This is a genomic window from Paenibacillus sp. LC231 (assembly GCF_001860525.1).
Lineage (GTDB): Bacteria > Bacillota > Bacilli > Paenibacillales > Paenibacillaceae > Paenibacillus_AQ.
This window is the reverse complement of record NZ_JFOM01000008.1, coordinates 81165-100067: the sequence shown is the minus strand read 5'-3', so window position 1 is coordinate 100067 and position 18903 is coordinate 81165. Positions and strand designations below refer to the sequence as shown.

Annotated in this window: 14 protein-coding genes; 8 read left to right on the top strand and 6 right to left on the bottom strand. The window is 52.7% G+C overall.

Annotated elements, in window-relative coordinates; genetic code table 11:
* Positions 1–46: 46 nt before the first annotated feature.
* From AK95_RS04505 to AK95_RS04495, 3 genes are all read right to left on the bottom strand, one after another.
* A complete protein-coding gene (locus AK95_RS04505; RefSeq protein WP_071218770.1) occupies positions 47–1309 on the bottom strand; it encodes an RNA polymerase sigma factor in 1263 nt (420 codons plus the stop codon).
* On the bottom strand, positions 1309–1740 hold the full coding sequence (locus AK95_RS04500) for a YciI family protein (RefSeq protein WP_009590355.1): 432 nt from the start codon (positions 1738–1740) through the stop codon (positions 1309–1311). Before AK95_RS04500 ends, AK95_RS04505 begins: the two co-directional genes overlap by 1 nt.
* Positions 1741–1998: 258 nt before the next feature.
* Positions 1999–2556, bottom strand: coding sequence for a CGNR zinc finger domain-containing protein (locus AK95_RS04495; protein ID WP_071218769.1), 558 nt, complete (start codon positions 2554–2556; stop codon positions 1999–2001).
* A gap of 190 nt (positions 2557–2746) precedes the next feature.
* On the opposite strand from AK95_RS04495, the gene AK95_RS04490 reads away from it, so the two are divergent.
* Positions 2747–3916 (top strand): epoxide hydrolase family protein, encoded by a 1170-nt coding sequence (locus AK95_RS04490; RefSeq protein WP_071218768.1) that lies wholly within the window; start codon positions 2747–2749, stop codon positions 3914–3916.
* An 82-nt stretch (positions 3917–3998) separates the two neighbouring features.
* Positions 3999–4553: a P-loop NTPase family protein gene (locus AK95_RS04485; protein ID WP_071218767.1), complete on the top strand. Its 555-nt coding sequence runs from the start codon at positions 3999–4001 to the stop codon at positions 4551–4553.
* A 17-nt stretch (positions 4554–4570) separates the two neighbouring features.
* Here AK95_RS04485 and cysK read toward each other — a convergent pair whose 3' ends face one another.
* Entirely contained in the window at positions 4571–5485 is a 915-nt protein-coding gene (gene cysK, locus AK95_RS04480) for a cysteine synthase A (protein WP_071218766.1), read from the bottom strand.
* Between the two features lie 609 nt (positions 5486–6094).
* On the opposite strand from cysK, the gene AK95_RS04475 reads away from it, so the two are divergent.
* The 6 genes from AK95_RS04475 (at position 6095) to AK95_RS04450 (ending at position 14981) form a co-directional block, all read left to right on the top strand.
* Positions 6095–6946 carry a lipoate--protein ligase family protein gene (locus AK95_RS04475; RefSeq protein ID WP_162487526.1) on the top strand — a complete coding sequence of 284 codons (852 nt, stop codon included), beginning with the start codon at positions 6095–6097 and terminating at the stop codon, positions 6944–6946.
* A 753-nt stretch (positions 6947–7699) separates the two neighbouring features.
* Positions 7700–9325: a PhoX family protein gene (locus tag AK95_RS04470; protein ID WP_071218886.1), complete on the top strand. Its 1626-nt coding sequence runs from the start codon at positions 7700–7702 to the stop codon at positions 9323–9325.
* A 24-nt stretch (positions 9326–9349) separates the two neighbouring features.
* Positions 9350–9571 carry a twin-arginine translocase TatA/TatE family subunit gene (tatA, locus tag AK95_RS04465; RefSeq protein ID WP_071218765.1) on the top strand — a complete coding sequence of 74 codons (222 nt, stop codon included), beginning with the start codon at positions 9350–9352 and terminating at the stop codon, positions 9569–9571.
* Positions 9528–10301 (top strand): twin-arginine translocase subunit TatC, encoded by a 774-nt coding sequence (gene tatC, locus AK95_RS04460; RefSeq protein ID WP_074961809.1) that lies wholly within the window; start codon positions 9528–9530, stop codon positions 10299–10301. Before tatA ends, tatC begins: the two co-directional genes overlap by 44 nt.
* Before the next feature lie 361 nt (positions 10302–10662).
* Positions 10663–12240: an amidase gene (locus AK95_RS04455; protein WP_071218764.1), complete on the top strand. Its 1578-nt coding sequence runs from the start codon at positions 10663–10665 to the stop codon at positions 12238–12240.
* A 440-nt stretch (positions 12241–12680) separates the two neighbouring features.
* Positions 12681–14981, top strand: a complete 2301-nt coding sequence (locus AK95_RS04450) for a helix-turn-helix domain-containing protein (protein WP_071218763.1) — start codon at positions 12681–12683, stop codon at positions 14979–14981.
* A 232-nt stretch (positions 14982–15213) separates the two neighbouring features.
* Here AK95_RS04450 and AK95_RS04445 read toward each other — a convergent pair whose 3' ends face one another.
* A complete protein-coding gene (locus AK95_RS04445; protein ID WP_071218762.1) occupies positions 15214–16260 on the bottom strand; it encodes a glycoside hydrolase family 18 protein in 1047 nt (348 codons plus the stop codon).
* 21 nt (positions 16261–16281) lie between these two features.
* On the bottom strand, positions 16282–18900 hold the full coding sequence (locus AK95_RS04440; protein ID WP_071218761.1) for a transglutaminase domain-containing protein: 2619 nt from the start codon (positions 18898–18900) through the stop codon (positions 16282–16284).
* Positions 18901–18903: the final 3 nt, after the last annotated feature.

The window sequence follows — 18903 nt, the reverse complement described above, 5'->3', positions numbered from 1 at the left end:
TCATATTTTTTTAAAAAGTTTTTCTAAAAATTTTCTTCAGTTTGTCTTAGGACTTCGCTGACAGGCATTCTGCCGCACGGTCAAGCAGCAAAGCACGTTCCCTCAGGTTATCCGTCAGCGATGCGGCCAGCTTGAACTCCGCGGAGGCTTCATCCAGGCGCCCCAGCTTGAAAAGCAGGTCTCCCCTTACGCTCGGAAGGAGATGGTATCCCTTCAAGGCCGGCTCGCCACGTAAAACATCCACGATCTCAAGCCCGATCTCCGGACCGAAAGCCATGGAGAGAGCCACGGCCCGGTTCAATTCCACGATGGGCGAAGGAGAAACCTGGGCCAAGGCCTCATATAACGCGGAGATGCGAATCCAGTCGGTCTCTGCTGCAGTGGGCGCTCCGGCATGACAAGCGGAGATGGCAGCTTGTATGGCGTAAGGTCCCGTCATTCCGCCCAACCGCTCGATCCGTTCCAGAGCGGCAAAACCGCGCCGAATCAATAAATAATCCCACAAGGCCCGATTCTGGTCCATGAGCAGGACAGGCTCCCCCTCCGCATTGACCCGGGACTTGAACCTAGAGGATTGAAATTCCATTAACGCAACCAATCCATGTACCTCGGCCTCCGTCGGCGCGATCTCTGCCAGCACCCGCCCGATCCGAAGCGCTTCCTGGCACAGCAGCGGTCGAATCCACTGGTTGCCCGAAGACGCCGCGTACCCCTCATTAAACATGAGGTAGATGACCTCAAGAACCGATGACAACCGCGGTTTAAGCTCGGCTCCCTGAGGAATCTCGAATGCCACCCGGGTCGCCGACAGCGTCCGTTTGGCACGAACGATTCGCTGCGCGATCGTCGGTTCAGGCACAAGATAAGCGTGAGCAATCTCCGCTGTCGTTAATCCGCCGAGCAAACGCAGCGTCAGAGCTACGCGCGCCTCAGGGGAAAGAACCGGATGGCAGGTCATGAAGATCAGCCGCAGAAGATCATCGTTCACTTCCCCCGCCTCCGGTACCTCCATATCCGAATCCATCCGGGAATCCATTTCGCGTCCGAGCAGCTCATACTTCTGATCGCGCACCTTATTCCTGCGCAGCAGATCCAGCGCTTTGCGCTTCGCAGCGGTCATGAGCCATCCACCCGGATTATCCGGTATTCCGTCTATCGGCCAGTGTTCCAGCGCAGCGATTAGCGCATCCTGAGCAAGATCCTCGGCGATCCCGACGTCACGAACCATTCGAGTCAGGTAGGCGATGATTTTGGAGGATTCAATTCTCCAGATGGCATCGATCGTACGATGGGTATCTGCAGCTGACATTATGGATTCTGCCTTTGAATGTGTTCACGCATTTCGTATTGTTTAGCCTGCGCCTCCGGATCCTGCGTCAGCTCTGTCGGTTCAAAGACCTGGCGGAGCTCGATCTGGCCCGCACCGAAGCCGTGCGGATCCGGCATGCGTTTAGCCCATTCGATCGCCTCTTCCCTCGTCTTTACTTCGATCAAGGTATACCCCGCGATCAGTTCCTTCGCTTCCGTAAAGGGGCCATCGGTAATTTTCGGCTTGCCCCCCGGCTCTGGATAAGATATCCGAATGGCGCCCGAGCTTGGATGGAGTCCGTCAGCAGCAAGGAGCACGCCCGCTCTGGCCAGCTCCATGTTGTACCTCATCATGGCATCCAATTGCTCTGCGCTTGGTAGCACGCCTGCCTCGGAATCCTCGGTTGCCTTTACAATCATCATAAATCTCATTCTTATTCCCTCCTGGTTATCAAGACTAAACTTAAAATTTTCGTTCTATGCTTAACCAACGAATAGAGAATCCCCTAATCGACAAAGGCGTCAACATTTTTTAAAAAAATAATAGGTTACAACCATTTCGTTACTGGGCCGTGTATTCCTGTTAAAAAAATTCGGCTCCATGAAAAAAAGACCAATCAAGGCAAAACGCTTGATTGGTCTATGAGAAGGCGATGATCCTGATCCAAACCCGTTCCTATGGCAGGCTGTTTATCCCATGGACTTGGCTCGCTCTCGATATGTTTTATTCTTCGCCCGATTGCCGCAGGCTTTCATCGAGCACCATTTTCCCGTTCCCGGCCGCGAGCGGTCAACGAATACCCACTGACAATCCTCGGCCGAACACACTCTTAATCTGCTCCACACGTTCTTCTCACGAAGCCGGAACGCCAGAATCAACAGCCGGGCTATGCCCCCTTTTCCCTGTGCATCCACTGGCTCGATCGCATCTGAAGTTTCACCGAAACGATAGGCAAACCGGAATTGGGCGGCTACACGGTTCAACGCTTGGAAGCCAGTTTCCTGATGATCATGTATGTTATGAGGAATGGCTGCCCGTAAGCCGCCCCGCAGCTCGCGGGCCAAAACCAGATCCCCTTCGGATACGGTGTCCTGCTCCAGAATAAAGCCATTTTTTAACAGCCACATGCGAAGATCCTCCGCGGTCTGAAAGAGCTCCACACCCGGATCTCCCTCATACCGCATGCGTTTATCATGGGTGTTAATAAAATCCGCGATGATTTCAAGTTGATCAAATTCATGTCCCACAACAAACAAACCTCCTATTGATTTATCCATAACAAACCAGTAAAGTATATTTATTGGTTAGCTAACCATTTATATAATTTTAATGGTCGTTCGCAACAATTAGAATGCCCTATAGCTTCATTTACCTATCTACAGCAAGTTTGTTGTTATCAGTATACCAGACTCCCATTCTTTCCAAGAGGTGATGCGAATGAAGATCCAACCGTTTTCTTATCAGATCGAGCCCGCTGCCATCGATGATTTATATCGGCGCCTGGACATGACCCGATGGCCTGACGAAATCCCCGGCGGACAATGGGATTATGGAATTCCCCTTGATTTCATGAAGGATATGGCCGCTTACTGGAGACATGAGTTCGATTGGGAAGCCTTCCAGCGTTCCATTCATGCCTTTCCGAATTATATCGCTGAAATCGATGGAGTCGACATTCACTTCATACATATCAAGGGCAGCGGCGAGCACCCCGTCCCGCTCCTCATTGCTCACGGTTGGCCCAGCTCCTTCTATGAAATGCTGGAGCTTATCCCTTACCTAACGAATCCTGAACAATGCGGCGGCCATGCCGAAATTTCCTTCGACATTGTCATCCCATCGATCCCGGGTCATGGATTCTCAGGTATCGAACTGCGTCAGGGCTTTGAAGATCGCCAGGCGGGGGAACTGCTTATGAAACTCATGACGGGGCTCGGTTACGAACGATTCGGTGCACACGGATATGATATCGGAGCCAGCATTCTTGGGCTCATGTGCCTCGACCATCCCGACCGGTTCATCGGCTATCACACGACATCACCTGGGAACCCCAGTCCCTATGTAGATTCGAACGCCATGCTTTCAGCCGAGGAGATCGAATTCCTCGAATATCAGAAGCAATGGGGGCGCAAGGAGGGCGCTTACGCCCATATTCTGGGCACACGGCCGCAGACGGCAGCCTATGGATTGCATGATTCGCCCGTGGCGCTGGCTGCGTTCATTCTGGAAAAATGGCACTACTGGACGTCTCCGGAGGAGGGTGATGTGTTGCAGCATTTCAGCAAGGCGCAGCTCATGGCCAACGTCTCCATCTACTGGCTGACTCAGAGCATCAACGCCTCGAACCGCTATTACTATGAAGGCAAACATACGAGGTGGCCGGGAACCGGAGAAAGTTCAACTGTACCGCATGGTGTCACCTTAAACGCCCAACGGAACGAGCGTCCGCCCCGATCATATGTGGAACGGATCTTCCCGAATGTGATCCACTGGAAGGATCTAAATGAGGGTGGGCACTTCATTGCAGCAGAACAACCGGCATGGATTGCCGAGCAAATCATGGCTTTTTTCAAGCTGCTCCATGATCAGCCGCAGGATGCTCTGTAATTTTACTAATATCAGGACAGGAGATCGCCACATCGGCACCGAAATGATTAGCTACCATTTCTCATAAATGCGGTGATCTTCTATGGATACTAACATTCCGAACCGGATCCATATTATCGGCTCCGTCGGAAGCGGTAAAACGACACTCGCCAGGACCCTGTCCACCCTGTTCCACATTCCTTATTACGAGCTCGACAATGTGGTGTGGGAGCGAGCCGAGCCGAACGATATTCGGAGGAGTGAAGCAGACAGGGATGCGCTGTTACTAAGTATCGTCAACAAGAAATGCTGGATCATCGAAGGCGCTCACCTCAAATGGGTCAGCCCCAGCTTCCGCCGTGCAGATCTTATCGTATTCCTGAAACCGTCCTATTCAACAATAACCTACCGAATCATCACAAGGTTCATCAAGCAGCGACTGCGACTTGAACAGGCGCACTACACCCCCACCTGGGACATGTTCAAAAAAATGTTCGAATGGAGCGCCACTTATCAACGGGAAGGCAGATATCAGATTCAGAATACGCTCGAAGATTATCCCGGCAAAGTGGTCGTCGTAAAAGACCTCAAACAGCTGAAACAACGGCTCGAACAGTGGAGGTCGCCCATAGAACATCAAGAAAGGACCTCCGGTTAACCGGAGGTCCTTCTCACTTAGAAAATATCCATGCTCAAATACCGCTCCCCCGTATCCGGGGCAATGCAGACTACCCGATTCCCTTCCCCCAGCCGCTTCGCTACGCGAAGAGCAGCGAATACCGATGCGCCGGAGGACGGCCCTACCAGAATTCCTTCCCTGCGAGCCAAGTCCCGCACCGTCTGCAACGCATCCTCGTCGGCGATCTGGATGATCTCATCATATACGCCCGTATTCAGAATCTTCGGTACAAAGCCCGGGCTCGTGCCCACCAGCTTGTGCGGTCCAGGCTGTCCGCCGGAGAGCACGGGCGAGCCCTTCGGCTCGACTACCGCGATGTGCAGGTTCGGCAAGGACTTCCTCAGCTCTTCCCCGGTTCCGGTTACGGTACCGCCCGTTCCCGCCGTCGCCACGAAGGCGTCAAGCCGACCTTCCATCTGCTCCAATATTTCCGGCGCCGTAGTCACCCGATGAATATCCGGGTTGGCCGCATTCTCGAACTGCTGCGGAATGAAGCCTCCGGGAATCTGCTCCTTGAGCTCCAGCGCCTTGGCAATCGAACCCGGCATGCGTTCGCTGCTCGGTGTCAGCACGACCTCCGCGCCGTACGCCTTCAATATATTGATCCGTTCCTTGGACATATTGTCCGGCATAATCAGGATAGCCCGGTAACCCTTGGCGGCCGCAATCATCGCCAGGCCAATGCCGGTATTCCCGCTTGTCGGCTCAATAATGGTACCGCCCGGCTGGAGGAGTCCTTGTTCCTCGGCGGTATGAATCAGGTTGTACGCCGCGCGGTCCTTCACGCTGCCGGAAGGATTGAATCTCTCAAGCTTTACATAGACATCGGCAGCGCCTGAAGGCACTAGGCGCTGAAGTTTCACCATGGGCGTCTGACCGATCATATCCACCACACTGTTATAAATCTCCATGATGTTGAAACTCTCCTTTATATATGAAGTGAAATCATTCTCCACTAAACCGAATTACTATAAAGACAATAAGCTTACTCGGATTATAACAAAAACGTCGATCGGCGTACATTCTCAGATGACAGACCGCTGTTAGAGGAAGTTTTTCTTGCGATATCAGGAAGCTACCAACTTCGAAGTTTATGCTTTCTGATATCTTAACAAAAACGTCGATCGGCGTACATTCTCAGATGACAGACCGCGTTTAGAGGAAGTTTTTCTTGCGATATCAGGAAGTTACAAACTTGGAAGCTTATGCTTTCTGATATCTTAACAAAAACGTCATTCGACGTACATTTCCAGATGACAGACCGCGTTTAGAGGAAGTTTTTCTTGCGATATCAGGAAGCTACAAGCTTCGAAGTTTATGCTTTCTGATATCTTAACAAAAACGCCATTCGACGTACATTCTCAGAAGACAGACCGCGTTAAGCCGGGCCAGGCTCGCCGCTTCCGTATGAATTTATGGTATGCTATCCAAAGAGAATAACGGTCGGGCTCCCCCTCGGAAGACAAAATTCTTCCATGGTCTTGTGCACGATCCGCATGTTAGAGGAGGCGCAAGAAAGCGTGAATATTCCGCTGTCACTACCTGAAGATCAACCCGTTCTGCTGCTCGACCGGACCCATGATTTATCGCATCAGGACGTGCTGTACCATTTTGCGCTGGACGAGCTCCTATGCAGGCTGACCGGAGATGGCGGGCCAGCCATCTGTCATCTGTGGCGGCATCCGCGCGCTTTTGTGATGGGCGTGCGCGACAGCCGCCTCCCTTATGCGCCGCAAGGGGAAACCATGCTTCGCTCTCTCGGCTATGACACTGCCGTCCGCCATTCGGGCGGTGCTGCCGTACCCTTGGACGCTGGCGTGGTGAACCTGTCCCTCATCCTCCCCTTTTCCTCTGCGGGACCGGCGCCTGACTTTCATCAGGACTTTGAAATCATGGTGGAGTTGATCCGGGAAGCCCTCCGCGGCACCGGACAGAACGTAGATACCGGCGAAATTGCCGGTGCCTTCTGTCCGGGAACGTTCGATTTAAGCATAGACGGCCTTAAATTCTGCGGTATTGCCCAGCGGCGGCAACGGAAAGCGTTCATTATCCAGGCTTTTATCATCGCCGAAGGGTCGGGCAGCGAGCGCGCCCGGCTGGTTCGTTCCTTCTATGATATTGCCGCTGCGGGAGCAGACCCCAAGCGGTATCCTCTGGTAGAAGCTAACAGCACCGCCAGTCTTGAAGAGCTTACGAGCATCGGCACCGGCCAGAACGCCGTGCACGCGTTTATAGCCGCGGTAAAAGAGGTCATCCGCAGCTGGCAGTCAGGCAAGGAGCTGACAGAGGCCGCTTCCAGGTTTACGATGCCAGGCTCGGAGGAGATTCGTAATATGGCTGAGCAAATGCGGCAGCGGTATAACCTTAATTAAACATCATAAAGAACCATAGAGGCTGATAATCAGTTCTATATGGTTCTTTATATTCTTTCATTTTGCGGTACTGACGGGAGCATGCAACAGTTCTTGCTGTTCTTGCGGATATCCAAGAGACGAATAAACAAACTAATGGACACTAGATCCGTTATTTCAAAAAAAACAGCAACTTTCCCCGTACTTCCGGACTCAGAATCCGCTATCTACTATAAATACCACGATTAACAGCCATATTCTATGTAATAGCGGATCTGGTGTCCTCATTTAACCCTCAACCCACCAATTCTGGCGTAATAGCGGAACCTCTGTCCTCATATCATTGCAACTGTTGACACACTCATGTAGGGTCTGGTATTCCGCGGACCAATAAACCGCGCACTATCGATACCATCCGTTCATCGATACAATCCGTCCATCAATCCATTCGCATCCTTCGATTCAGTCTATCCGTCCGACACAGCAGGTTGATCGTAACGAATCAGCCGTTCGGGTCGATCCACACAATCCATCCATCCATCAATTCAATCCAATAATCAATTCACCCTAGGACCCAAATAACTGAATCTGTCCATTTTGGCACCATCACCTCGCGGTTAGGCCAAGTTATTAAAATTAGAACCGTGTATCATACCTAGATTACTTTATTTTTACAATTCCACCATTCACCGATGATATTCCCTTAACACTTCCCCTATAAACTTGTCCTGATGGCAATTTATACATTAGGGGTGGATAAGCTTGAATAAAACGATGGACCGCAAAACGTTTCTGTCTTATCTGGGTACGGGCGCAACCGCATTGGCAGCCGCTTCCGCAGGCCTAGGTGTACTGGAAGGGAAGGCTTCCGCCATGTCCGGAACCGCAAATCATCTGTTCGGATTCAAAACGAATCGGGTCAGCGGCTACTTCGAGCCAATCGAACCAACCAAAGCAGACCAGCTCGTCCTGCCTAAAAACTTCAAATATGATGTCATTGCGGCTTTCGATGACGTGATCAATCCGGCTGGCGAAAAATTCGGCTCCGGCTGTGATTACAACGCATTTTTCCCGATTAAGGGCTCCAATGTCCGCGGCCTCCTGGTCAACAATCACGAGTACTCCACCATCTTCTCGATCGGACCTGTGAAGGACGGGAAGATGACGGCAGATCAAATCCATAAAAACCTGTATTACCAAGGCATGTCGGTCATCGAAGTATACCGTGACGAGAAGGGTGTATGGAAAATGGACACCACTTCCACCCATGCCCGCCGCATCAACGGCTTCAGCAAATTCGATATCACCGGCCCGGCCAAAGGCATCCCTGCCCTGAAAGGCGCCACGACGGCTACCGGCACGTTTGCCAACTGCTCCGGCGGCGTCACGCTGTGGAACACGGTCTTGTCCTGCGAAGAGAATTTCGAGGACACCGCGGCGGTTTCGAACCTGCCGGATACGCATTACGGCTGGGTCGTCGAAGTCGATCCATTCGATAAATCCTTCCTGAAGAAGCACACCGCCCTCGGCAGATTCAATCATGAGAATACCGCGATGGGGCTTGCCGCAGATGGCCGGGTCGTTGTCTATATGGGCGACGACAAGAAGGATGCCTGCGTCTATAAATTCATCAGCAACAACAAGTATGACAAGAGCAAAGGCCGTGCCAATTCCGCGCTTCTGGAAGACGGAACCCTCTACGTTGCCAACCTGAAGTCAGGCAAATGGATGCCGGTCACCTTGGAAGCTGTAAACAAGGCCGCCGCAGAAGATAAAGAGGCCAAAGCTAAATTCAAATCCCAAGGCGATGTGGTCACTTACTGTCAGGAAGCTGCACGTCTTGTCGGCGGAACACCGACGGACCGTCCGGAGGACATCGAAATTTCGCCGTTTGATAACACGGTGTTTGTCTGCCATACGAACAACGACAATCATGGCAACATTCATGGCCATATTACACGCATTTTTGAAGCCGGCAACGATCTGGCCGCCATGGAGTTCGACTTTGAAATCTTTGCGGCCGGCGGACGCCAATCCGGCTTCAGCTCGCCGGACAACCTGGCGTTCGACTCGAACGGCGATCTGTGGGTCGTAACGGACATCTCCAGCAGCAGCCAGAACAAAGGTGTTCACAAATCCTTTATGAACAACGGACTGTTTGTAATTCCAACAAGCGGGCCGGATCAAGGAGTCGCGCTTCAATTCGCCTCCGGTCCGGTAGAGTCCGAGCTTACCGGCCCATTCTTCACCCCCGACGAACAGACGCTCTTCCTGTCCGTTCAACACCCGGGCGAGAATACGGAGGACCTCAGCAAACCAACCAGCACATGGCCTCACCGCTCCGACGAAAACATGGCGCGCTGCGCTGTCGTGGCAATTAGCGGCTTCAAACTGGAATAATACCAATCGAAAGGAGCGAGGATCATGCCGTTTGGCAATATCGGAATTGGCGGTTTAATTCTTATCTTGATTATCGCACTCATCATATTCGGTCCATCCAAGCTTCCTGAGCTCGGTCGCGCATTCGGGCGGACCTTAAGCGAATTCAAGGGCGCAACCCGTGGCTTGATGAACGGAGACGACGAGAATGGAAAAAAAGACGATGCTCCGCAACCTGCTGCAGCGGTCAATAAGCAGAACAGCTAATCCGAACGACCAGAGCGCGATCGAGCATCTGGAAGAAATGCGGAAGCGCCTGATCCGCACGCTGATTGCGTTTCTCGTCGCGATGGTGGCTGCCTTCATCTACGTCGAGAAGATCTATCACTGGCTGGTACGAGGCATGGACAAGCAGCTCGTTCTGCTCGGTCCCTCCGAAGTCATGTGGGTGTATATGATCATTGCGGGCGTTGTGGCCGTCACCGTCACACTTCCCATTGCCGCTTATCAAATATGGCGGTTCGTGCAGCCGGCGCTGCCGGATGGGACTCACCGCTCGGCCGTGCTGCTCATTCCTGTGATCAGCGTGTTATTCGTTGCCGGCATCTGCTTTGGATACTTCGTGCTGTTCCCGATGGTGCTGCAGTTCATGCAGCGTATGGCCGAAGGGGCATTCCAAACGATGTACACCGCGCAAAAATACTTCACGTTCATGATTCATATGACCGTTCCATTCGGATTCCTGTTCGAAATGCCCGCCATCGTCGTTTTTCTGACGAAGCTCGGCATCGTGAATCCGCATCGGCTGGCGAAGATGCGCAAATCAGCCTACTTCCTGCTCTGCATCGTGGCCGTCACGATCACGCCGCCGGATATCATGTCCGATTTGATCGTGATCGTCCCGCTGTTCCTGCTGTACGAAATCAGCGTTTCGATCTCCAGATTCATCTATCGCAAGCAGCTGCAGCTCTCTCAAGCAGAGGGCAGCGCAACCTAATACACGTCCGTTTCCCCCGAAGTAGGACGGAACCTTGAAGAACCCGTGACTCACAACCTAAGCAAGCAGGTTGTTCTGGCTGCGGGTTCTTTTTTTATGTTATATTATCTGACATTGTTTTTCATTAAAATCTCATAAAATGATTGACACCTTCCAAAAAAAACCTTAACTTTACTAAATAACAAAGAATCCAACACTATCTTGTCACTAAAACATTATGAACCAGGAGGTGAAATGTTCTAAATCACTCAGTTACTGTCATATCAATGTTATTAATACTAACATTTATACGTTCAGTTCCTTGATAGTCTCTAAGATCGCATGGGAGATGCGAAAAAACAACGAATGGGGGAGATGATGAATGATGAAAAAACAAACCAAGATGTTCAAACGCGTGTTGTCCATGGCGCTCCTGCTTGCATTGGCCATGAACAGCATAACCGCTGCGGCAGCTGAACGGTTTGCCTATGAGGAAATTACATTAAAGGAGCTTGAGAAGGGGTACGCGGAGGGAACGTTCAAGACTGAAGAGGTTGTGAGGGCATACCTCGACCGGATCGGCATCTATGAATCCAATTACAATGCGTTCACCATGATGAATGCGGGCGCACTTCAGGAAGCCCGCGAGGTTGACCGGCGTCGGGCGGCCGGCGAGAAACTCGGCCCCCTTGCAGGTGTGCCGATTGTCATCAAGGAAGCCGTCGACGTCGCCGGCTTCCCGTCCACCTTCGGCTGGGCCCCGCTCAGCAAAGAGCTCGGCGGAATCGAGCTGATCCCGGAGAAGGACGCCCCCGTCGTTGCCCGCTTGAAGGCGGCCGGCGCCATTATACTGGGCAAGACCAATATCCCGGCATTCAGCTCCGACGGTACGCGCGCCAGCTCCAGCTGGGCCGGCGACACCTATAACGCCATCGACCGGAAGCTAGTCCCGGGCGCCAGCAGCTCCGGCACGGCGATGTCCATATCAGGCAATTTTGCCGTGCTCGGCATTGCCGAAGAAACCGGCGGATCGATCCAGAATCCGGCGGCAGCGCAGGCTCTGGTCGGCATCAAGCCAACCTTCGGATTGGTTCCGAATGCCGGGGTTGTCCCTCTCGCTGGGAGCACCAGAGACGTTGTCGGCCCGCATGCCCGTACGGTTCACGACGCCGCCGTCATGTTGGACGTCATCGCAGGCTACACGGCCGAGGATGCCAAGACCGTTGCATCGATCGGCAACATTCCCAAAAAAGGCTACACCTCCAAGCTGAATCCGTTGACCCTCAAGAACAAACGCATCGGTCTTTATGGTCCGGGGTGGCTTGGCGAAGAACTGACGGCGGAAACCCAAAAGCTATATGACCGAGCCGTGAAGGAACTGGAGAGCCAGGGAGCCATCGTGGTTACCGATCCGTTCGCCAATACGGAATTTGCCGATTTCGCCAAGTCGTCAGGCTCCATCGGTATTGAATCGATTGTGTACGATATGGAGCAGTATCTGAAGCGCCTGGGTCCGAATGCAGCTATTCAGTCGGTGGATGAACTGATCAAGAAGACGGGCGAGACTCCATCGGCGCTCGCTAGGTATCCGGAAGCCCTGAAGAATCCTGGCTCCGTCCCTGATCTCTCAAAATTCACGGAAATCCGAACGAAATATCTCCATATTTTTAACGACGTGATGGATCAACACAAGCTGGACGCACTTGTATTCCCTCAGATGTATAAGGAAACGCCGCTGCTTCACAGCGAGGACAAAATCGCTGACACTACCGTTCCCGAGATCAACATCGCGGGCGTTCCTCTCGTCACGGTGCCGGCTGGATATTATAAAAGCGGTTCTCCGTTCTCCATCGCTTTTGTCGGCAAAATGTGGAGCGAAGCTGACTTGCTCGGCATGGCCTACGATTACGAGCAGCAGACGAAGCATCGCGTCGCCCCAACGCTTGTCGCCAAGCCTTAATACCTGCCTGATCAGCTAACCCAAATCAACCGGAGCCGCAGCGGCTCCGGTTTTTTCAAGCAACGTATGCAATGATAAGACAAGCCCGTCCATAGAAGCACGGCAACGGCCTATAAGGATCCTTTACCCTACGTTATTTACATTCCTATTTTGAATTATCGGCATGTTCCCAATTAATTTTAGAAATGATCCATTGATTTATTAGTCAAGTTCTCCTAGTATTTTCATTAGGAACATCCGGCGGCTATTTATGAAAGCTACAGCCTTGCCTTTATTTATGATAGCGCTATCAGAAGATGGAAAAGGTCAAACGTCTATCGGCGTACCTTCACAGATGATAGACTTATGCCCAGAGGAGATTTTCTTATCGATTATCGAATGGTTCAGCGTCGCTGTAAACTTATCATTCCATAATCTTAAAATACCGGGAGGTTGCAGATATGAAATGGAATCACTTCAAGTCCAAGCTTCTGCTTAAATACACACTGTCCTACATTTCCATTTTTCTGATACCTCTTGTTATATTAACTATCATTATTTATCACAATGCCGTGAATACACTCCGTTCCGAGATCGAACAGACCAACGTCAATCAATTGACCCAGGCTAAAACGGTCATTGATGAGCGCATGAAAGAACTGCAGGACATTGCCTTTCGAATCGCCTACGATGAGCAGTTGACCCGTTATTGGACTCACCATCCTTATTACAGCCGCGAATCTATCGGGGCCTTGGTCAAATACAAAGCCACCAGCTCCATTATTGATGAGCTGTTCCTGTTCTTCCGCGGAGATAACAGCATTTATTCGTCACAGGGCTTTGAGAATCTGAACGTCTTCACCGACCGCTACAAATTCAACAGCTGGAACGAAACGGAGATGGTGCGTGATTTAAACTCCGTCCCGATTCCAACCATGCGTCCGGCGGAGCAAGTGGTTCAGGGAACCAAAATCCAAAATTCCATGCTGGCATACCTTGTGCCGATCGCACCCAACAACACGCCTGCCCATGGAACCGTCATGTACCTGATTCATGAGTCCAATCTGACCGGATTGATCGACTCCATCCTCAGCGACTACCATGGGATGACTTATATATTCGATAATTACGGGCAAGTGCTGGCCGCCAACTACCAAGGCGAAACCATTACCGAGCAGGAAGTCAGCGCACTGTTCGCGCTTGAGCCCGGAACGCACAGCCTATCCCTGAACCAAGAGCCGCATTCGGTTGTATCCGTCAAATCCGATGCAGGCTGGACCTATGTCACCGCGATGCCAAGCAACCAGTTTTTCAGCCGCATCGTTCATATTCGTACTTTTGTCGTTTTGGTATTCTCCTTCGTGGTGGTAATGGGCACCATTCTGGCGATAATGCTGGCTCGCAGACAATACCATCCGATTTCAGATTTAATGGAGTTCATCCGGTTGAAAAATGAACCGGAACCGTCCACATCCAGCAACGAGCTGGAATGGATCAAGAAAACGCTGCATGATTACAGCCAGCGTGTGGATCTTCAAGAGCCCTACGCCCGCAATCATATTCTGCTCATGCTGCTTAAGCACGGTCATACGGGAGAATTCCCCTCCGAGTACACGGAGAAGCTTGGTATCCGCTTCAGCCGATCCCATTATTTTGTCGTAACGATGGGGTGGGAGTCGCACGGCCTTCCCATCGGCGACAATCCAGAGCGGCGGCCCGTCATGCAGCTCATGAACGATGTGGACCTGCCGGCCTTCTCCGCCTATGCCTTTGGAGTTGAGCTCCCACAGCCCGATCAGCTGGCTCTCATCGTTGGATTCGATGCGGAAACCGGGCATGAAGCGAGCCTTAACGTCCGTATGGAGCCGATCGCTCTGGCCTTGCAATCGATGGCGGCAAAGCACACAGGCGTCTCTCCTGCGATCGGGGTAGGCAACCGCTACAGTTATCCGGAGCAGCTCAATCAATCCTTCATTGAAGCATCAACCGCTTTGGAGGCATCCATGCTGCACGGACAGGGCAGCAGCACCTTTTTTAACGCACTTTCCGGTTCCGGCGCACAGGATTCATCCTTCTGGATCCCTAAGGATGTACTGCTGAAGCTGGTTCAGAGCTTGAAGCAAGGCAGCTACGACGTGGCGGTTCAGATGGTATCCACCGCATTAAATAACCTGAAGACGGAAATGCCGTCCGTCCCGCTGCTGCGCTGCATCTGCTTCGATATTCTGAATACGATGCTGAAGACGGCCTCGGAGCTTGGTATCCATCATGTGGTCAATCAGCTGCCGCGTGTCACCTCCTACGACTCGCTGGAGGATTTGGAGAAGAAGCTGGCAGGTTTGGCCGCGGAAATCTGTGCCCATGTCGAGGCGAAGAGCGAGACGGAAGAGAGTACCCTGATGGACGAAATCGTCGCTTATATCGACGCCAATTTCACGGATTATGACCTCAGTCTGGGTACGATCTCGTCTAAATTCTCCATCTCTTCATCGTATTTCAGCCGCTCCTTCAAAGAGAAAATCGGCATGAACTTTACCCAGTACATCTGGCAGAAACGGATGGACGAGGTGATCCGGCTGCTGCTGCACACCACCGATCCATTAAAGGATATCATCACCCGGGTCGGTTACCTGGACACACCGAACTTCATCCGCAAATTCAAGAAAGAGACGGGATACACGCCCGGTCAATACCGCAAAATGCACAGCCCCGACAGCGCCGCCGTTTCCACGGATGACGAAGACGAGGAGTACATCGGGTAACCGATTTGGACGATTGGCCTGAATGAGTACATTGGATAACGGTTTCGAACGATAGTCTCGAGAGTGCATCGGAAATGATTTAGGACGATAGCCAAGAAGAGTGCATTCGGTAGCGGTTTCGCCATATAAATAGAAATCTCCCCTGAGCGGTATCGTTCAGGGGAGATTTTCGTATGTTTTAAGTTTGTAAGTCCACTATCGAGCGATCCGATCCATCGCGCACCGCGCCAGCTTATTTCCCAGCCAAATTGTCTTGAAGTCCTTGATGCATAGCACCAAGCAGGCGATGGGTCGAATCACACCCGTATTCCCAGAACATGATCCCAGCCAAGCCTTGTTCCTTCACATAATCGCATTTGCACTGAATCGATTCCTCATCGTCATATGAAATCAGGCTGGAGCCATTAAAGAGGTACGGTGCACAGGCTTCCTCATCCCAATAACGAATGTAGCCGTTCTTGTTGATATAATCCGCAGCCAGCTCGGCAAAGGCCGGACCATAACCGCCCGTGCTGCCGGCCATTTGGTGAAGGCCGTGGTTCCGGTCAGGTACCTCGTTCCATACACGGGAATAGAATGCGGCACCGATGACGATCTTCTCCTTCGGAACACCGGCGCGAACGAACAGGTTCACGGAAGCATCCGTGCTGATGCGGAACAGATCACCGGTTGGCGTGTACAGATTCGTATGATGTCCGGTCAGAACCTGGAACCCGCCGCGCATATCATAGGTCATCAGCTGGACGAAATCGAGGTACTGCTGCACCTCAGCCATCTCTGTTCCGTCTACATAGTACTGATCAGCCCCTGCCGCTATCGTGAGCAGATAATGACGGCCATCCCGTGAGCCCTTGGCATCCAGCGCCTCCCGGATCGTCTTCAGCAGCAGCGTGAAATTCCGTTTATCATCAGGACTCGACCCTATGCCGGCCTCACCGTAACAAGGATACTCCCAGTCCAGATCGATCCCGTCAAAAGGGTATTCCTCCAGCACCCGTACGGCGGATGCGGCCATGTGCTCCCTTCCGCCTTCGGTTGAGGCGGCTTCAGAGAACCCACCGGCGCTCCAGCCGCCAACCGACAGAAGCACCGTAAGATTCGGATGATCCCGTTTGATGTTCCGGACAGCTTCGCCATTCTTCAAATGCTCGGTGGTGATCTCATCATTCTTGACATGACCAAAGGCTACGTTCAGATGCGTTAACTTCAGCAGATCCTCATGCGTCATGTCGGGAAGAACCGAATCGACGGCGTAACCCGCCACAATATACTTCGTCATTACTCTTCACTCCGATCCCTTCTAGGGTTGTAATATCGCAGTCGCAATCTGCAGGGCTTCCTTCCCGGTGCCGATCTTATATCCGGAAGCCGAATAACGGATTTGATCCTGACTGTCCAGGACGAACAGATGAGGATAACCGGCTTCATGGGTTGCTGGATTCGGGATGAAGCCCGACAAAGAAGCATAACTGGAATCCCGTACAAAAACGGTGCGTGCCGGCAGCTTCGGATAGCTTGCCGGATCAAAGGAAGCCGTCCACTCCGCATTCCCGATCATCAGCACAATCGGCAAGCCCAGCTTATCCAGCGGCTCGGCCAGCTCGCTGAGCTCGCGGAGCAGATGCTTGGTCGGCTCCCGCTCCGGTTCGATCCAGGCAGCAAGAGCACCCTCGGATCCCAGAAGATCCTTAAGATTGGCTCCCGTTCCGTCCAATCGGGTAAGCGTACTGCCCGGAGACAGTGTGCCCAGCACCGGAATATCAACCGCCGTCTCACGATAGGTCAGCGCCACGCGCGCGGTGTCTCCGGCACGCACGGTAAAGTACGTGAAGCGCACTCTTACCGTTCCGTCCTTCAGCCGGATGCCTGACGTTAGGCGGTACGAACCCGGTTCAACCTCATATGGCTCATCGTAAACATCGGTGCTGCCATAAGGATACACCAGTGTTTTGTACACGCCGTCTTCCAGGCGGGCGAAGGTAAAGTTCTCGGCATAGGATGCAGCCGGCGTGTCCTGCGAGCCTTTCGGGTCCCTGAGGAGCTGCAGCATCCCCCAGCTTGAGCTCTCCCGATTCCGCGGCGAGTTCAGACGGAAGATTGCATCTTTCCAGCCTTCAGCACATAAGTACTGCGGCTTCTGCTCGCTCGGGTGCAGTCGGGCAGGAATCCCCAGACTGCGGCATACCGCCACAAACAGGATGTCCAGCGACTGCTCGTCTCCCTTCATGAGACTGTAAGTGCCTGCCGGATTTCCCTTACCCTTCAGGTTAGGAAGATCGTCTGCATATGCATACCCCTTCTCCAAACGCCCGACAAGCGCAGAAGGATCCTTCCTGAATGCCGCTGCCTCCGCAGCCGTAAAGGCATCGCCGAATACGCGTCGATACGGAACCAGCATTTCATAAGAAACCCGCGGGCACAGAATGTACTTCACGAAGGTATCCTCATCCCACTCTCCACGCTGAGCGAGCGCACCCATCAGATGATCATCCAGCGTCTGCCGGAAGGTATCAATCAAATCCTTTTCGTTCAGCGACTCCAGCAGCCGCAGCGGCCACTCGCCATAATCGCCGGTACGCTCCTCCAGGAACGCGGCGATTTCCCTGCTGTTGCCCCTGGCTTTTTGAAGAACATCCCATACCCGCTCCGGAGGCAGTCCTAGTGACTGGGCCAGTGTGAATGCCTCTTCTTCGCTCAGGAATGTCCCCTCATATTCGGTCCGGACCTTCGTCCCTTCCTCCAGACGGCGGTTATGAGCCTGAATCTTCTCTTCCGGCAGCGACGACGCGGCATCTCCTTCTCCCTCCGGCGGAGGAACCATATCGAAATCCACGATCCCTGACGGCTGTTCGGATGAATCAAGCACAAATTCGATATGTTCGCCGTCCTGGGTCTTGAACAGGACTTCACTCCATTTCCCGCCGCTGACCGCGCGAACCAAGAGGTCGCCATAACCGGTTTTAAAGGAAGCCTTCCCTTCCTCATCGGTCTTGATTTCGGCTATCGGGTAAAATTCAGCCATATTATACAGCTCAAATCGAACGCTTGCGCCGGATACGGGCTCTCCCTGCTTATCCTTCACGCTGACGTAAAGGGTGCGGGCCGGCGCATAGTTCTCCAGTAAATTAATCTCTGTAAATCCCTTTTCATTGAGGGTAATATCCTCCGGTCCGGGATAATCGGCAAAAATTCGCGTATTGATCAGCATCGCCCTGCGCGCCGGCGGACTGAACCAGCCTTGATTCAGGCGGGCTTCCGGTTCGCATGCCCCGATGTAATACCACTGGCCGTCCGCCCATGCTTCCACCCAGGCATGGTTGCTGTCGCAATGTGCCCAGCGCGGCGTATAGACCTGACGCGCGGGGATTCCGATGCTTCGAAGAGCGGCCACCGCCAGTGTGGACTCCTCGCCGCAGCGTCCGCGTGCGTTCCGGATCATCGTCAGCGGCGAAATCGTCCGCAGATCGCTGCCGATGTAGGTCGCCTTCTCGTGACACCAATAATTAGTTTCCAATATGGCATCCGCCATCGATAACTTCGCCGTCCGTTCGGCCAGTTCGTTGTAGAGAATACCGCGGAAGTCCTCAATATTCTCCGTATTGACCCGGTAAGGAAGCACAAAATGCAGGAACAGATGATCCGGCACACGCTCGCCCCAAGGCACGCGCTTACGGATGTCCAATGCTTGACGCACATGACTCAAGAACAATTCCCCATCATAGTCGGCCATATCGTTCACCGGCATGTAGGCAAACAAATATTTCAGGGCCCAAGTTTCTTCTTCAGTCAGCTCCTGCGCAAAAACATGAAACAGCTGATCTTTGCGGGCTTCCGCAAAGGCTATCTTCTCCTGGAACTTTTGCTCGATCCGCTCTTGTGTCTGCGAATCCAGCGAGAATACCGCGGTTTGGCTGGTCATCCT

What these genes read in the sequence shown, in the direction of transcription:
- AK95_RS04505 (WP_071218770.1), bottom strand. Translation starts at nt 1,309, where the DNA reads ATGTCAGCTGCAGATACCCATCGTACGATCGATGCCATCTGGAGAATT.
- AK95_RS04500 (WP_009590355.1), bottom strand. Translation starts at nt 1,740, where the DNA reads ATGAGATTTATGATGATTGTAAAGGCAACCGAGGATTCCGAGGCAGGC.
- AK95_RS04490 (WP_071218768.1), top strand. Translation starts at nt 2,747, where the DNA reads ATGAAGATCCAACCGTTTTCTTATCAGATCGAGCCCGCTGCCATCGAT.
- AK95_RS04485 (WP_071218767.1), top strand. Translation starts at nt 3,999, where the DNA reads ATGGATACTAACATTCCGAACCGGATCCATATTATCGGCTCCGTCGGA.
- cysK (WP_071218766.1), bottom strand. Translation starts at nt 5,485, where the DNA reads ATGGAGATTTATAACAGTGTGGTGGATATGATCGGTCAGACGCCCATG.
- AK95_RS04470 (WP_071218886.1), top strand. Translation starts at nt 7,700, where the DNA reads ATGGACCGCAAAACGTTTCTGTCTTATCTGGGTACGGGCGCAACCGCA.
- tatA (WP_071218765.1), top strand. Translation starts at nt 9,350, where the DNA reads ATGCCGTTTGGCAATATCGGAATTGGCGGTTTAATTCTTATCTTGATT.
- tatC (WP_074961809.1), top strand. Translation starts at nt 9,528, where the DNA reads ATGCTCCGCAACCTGCTGCAGCGGTCAATAAGCAGAACAGCTAATCCG.
- AK95_RS04455 (WP_071218764.1), top strand. Translation starts at nt 10,663, where the DNA reads ATGATGAAAAAACAAACCAAGATGTTCAAACGCGTGTTGTCCATGGCG.
- AK95_RS04450 (WP_071218763.1), top strand. Translation starts at nt 12,681, where the DNA reads ATGAAATGGAATCACTTCAAGTCCAAGCTTCTGCTTAAATACACACTG.
- AK95_RS04445 (WP_071218762.1), bottom strand. Translation starts at nt 16,260, where the DNA reads ATGACGAAGTATATTGTGGCGGGTTACGCCGTCGATTCGGTTCTTCCC.
- AK95_RS04440 (WP_071218761.1), bottom strand. Translation starts at nt 18,900, where the DNA reads ATGACCAGCCAAACCGCGGTATTCTCGCTGGATTCGCAGACACAAGAG.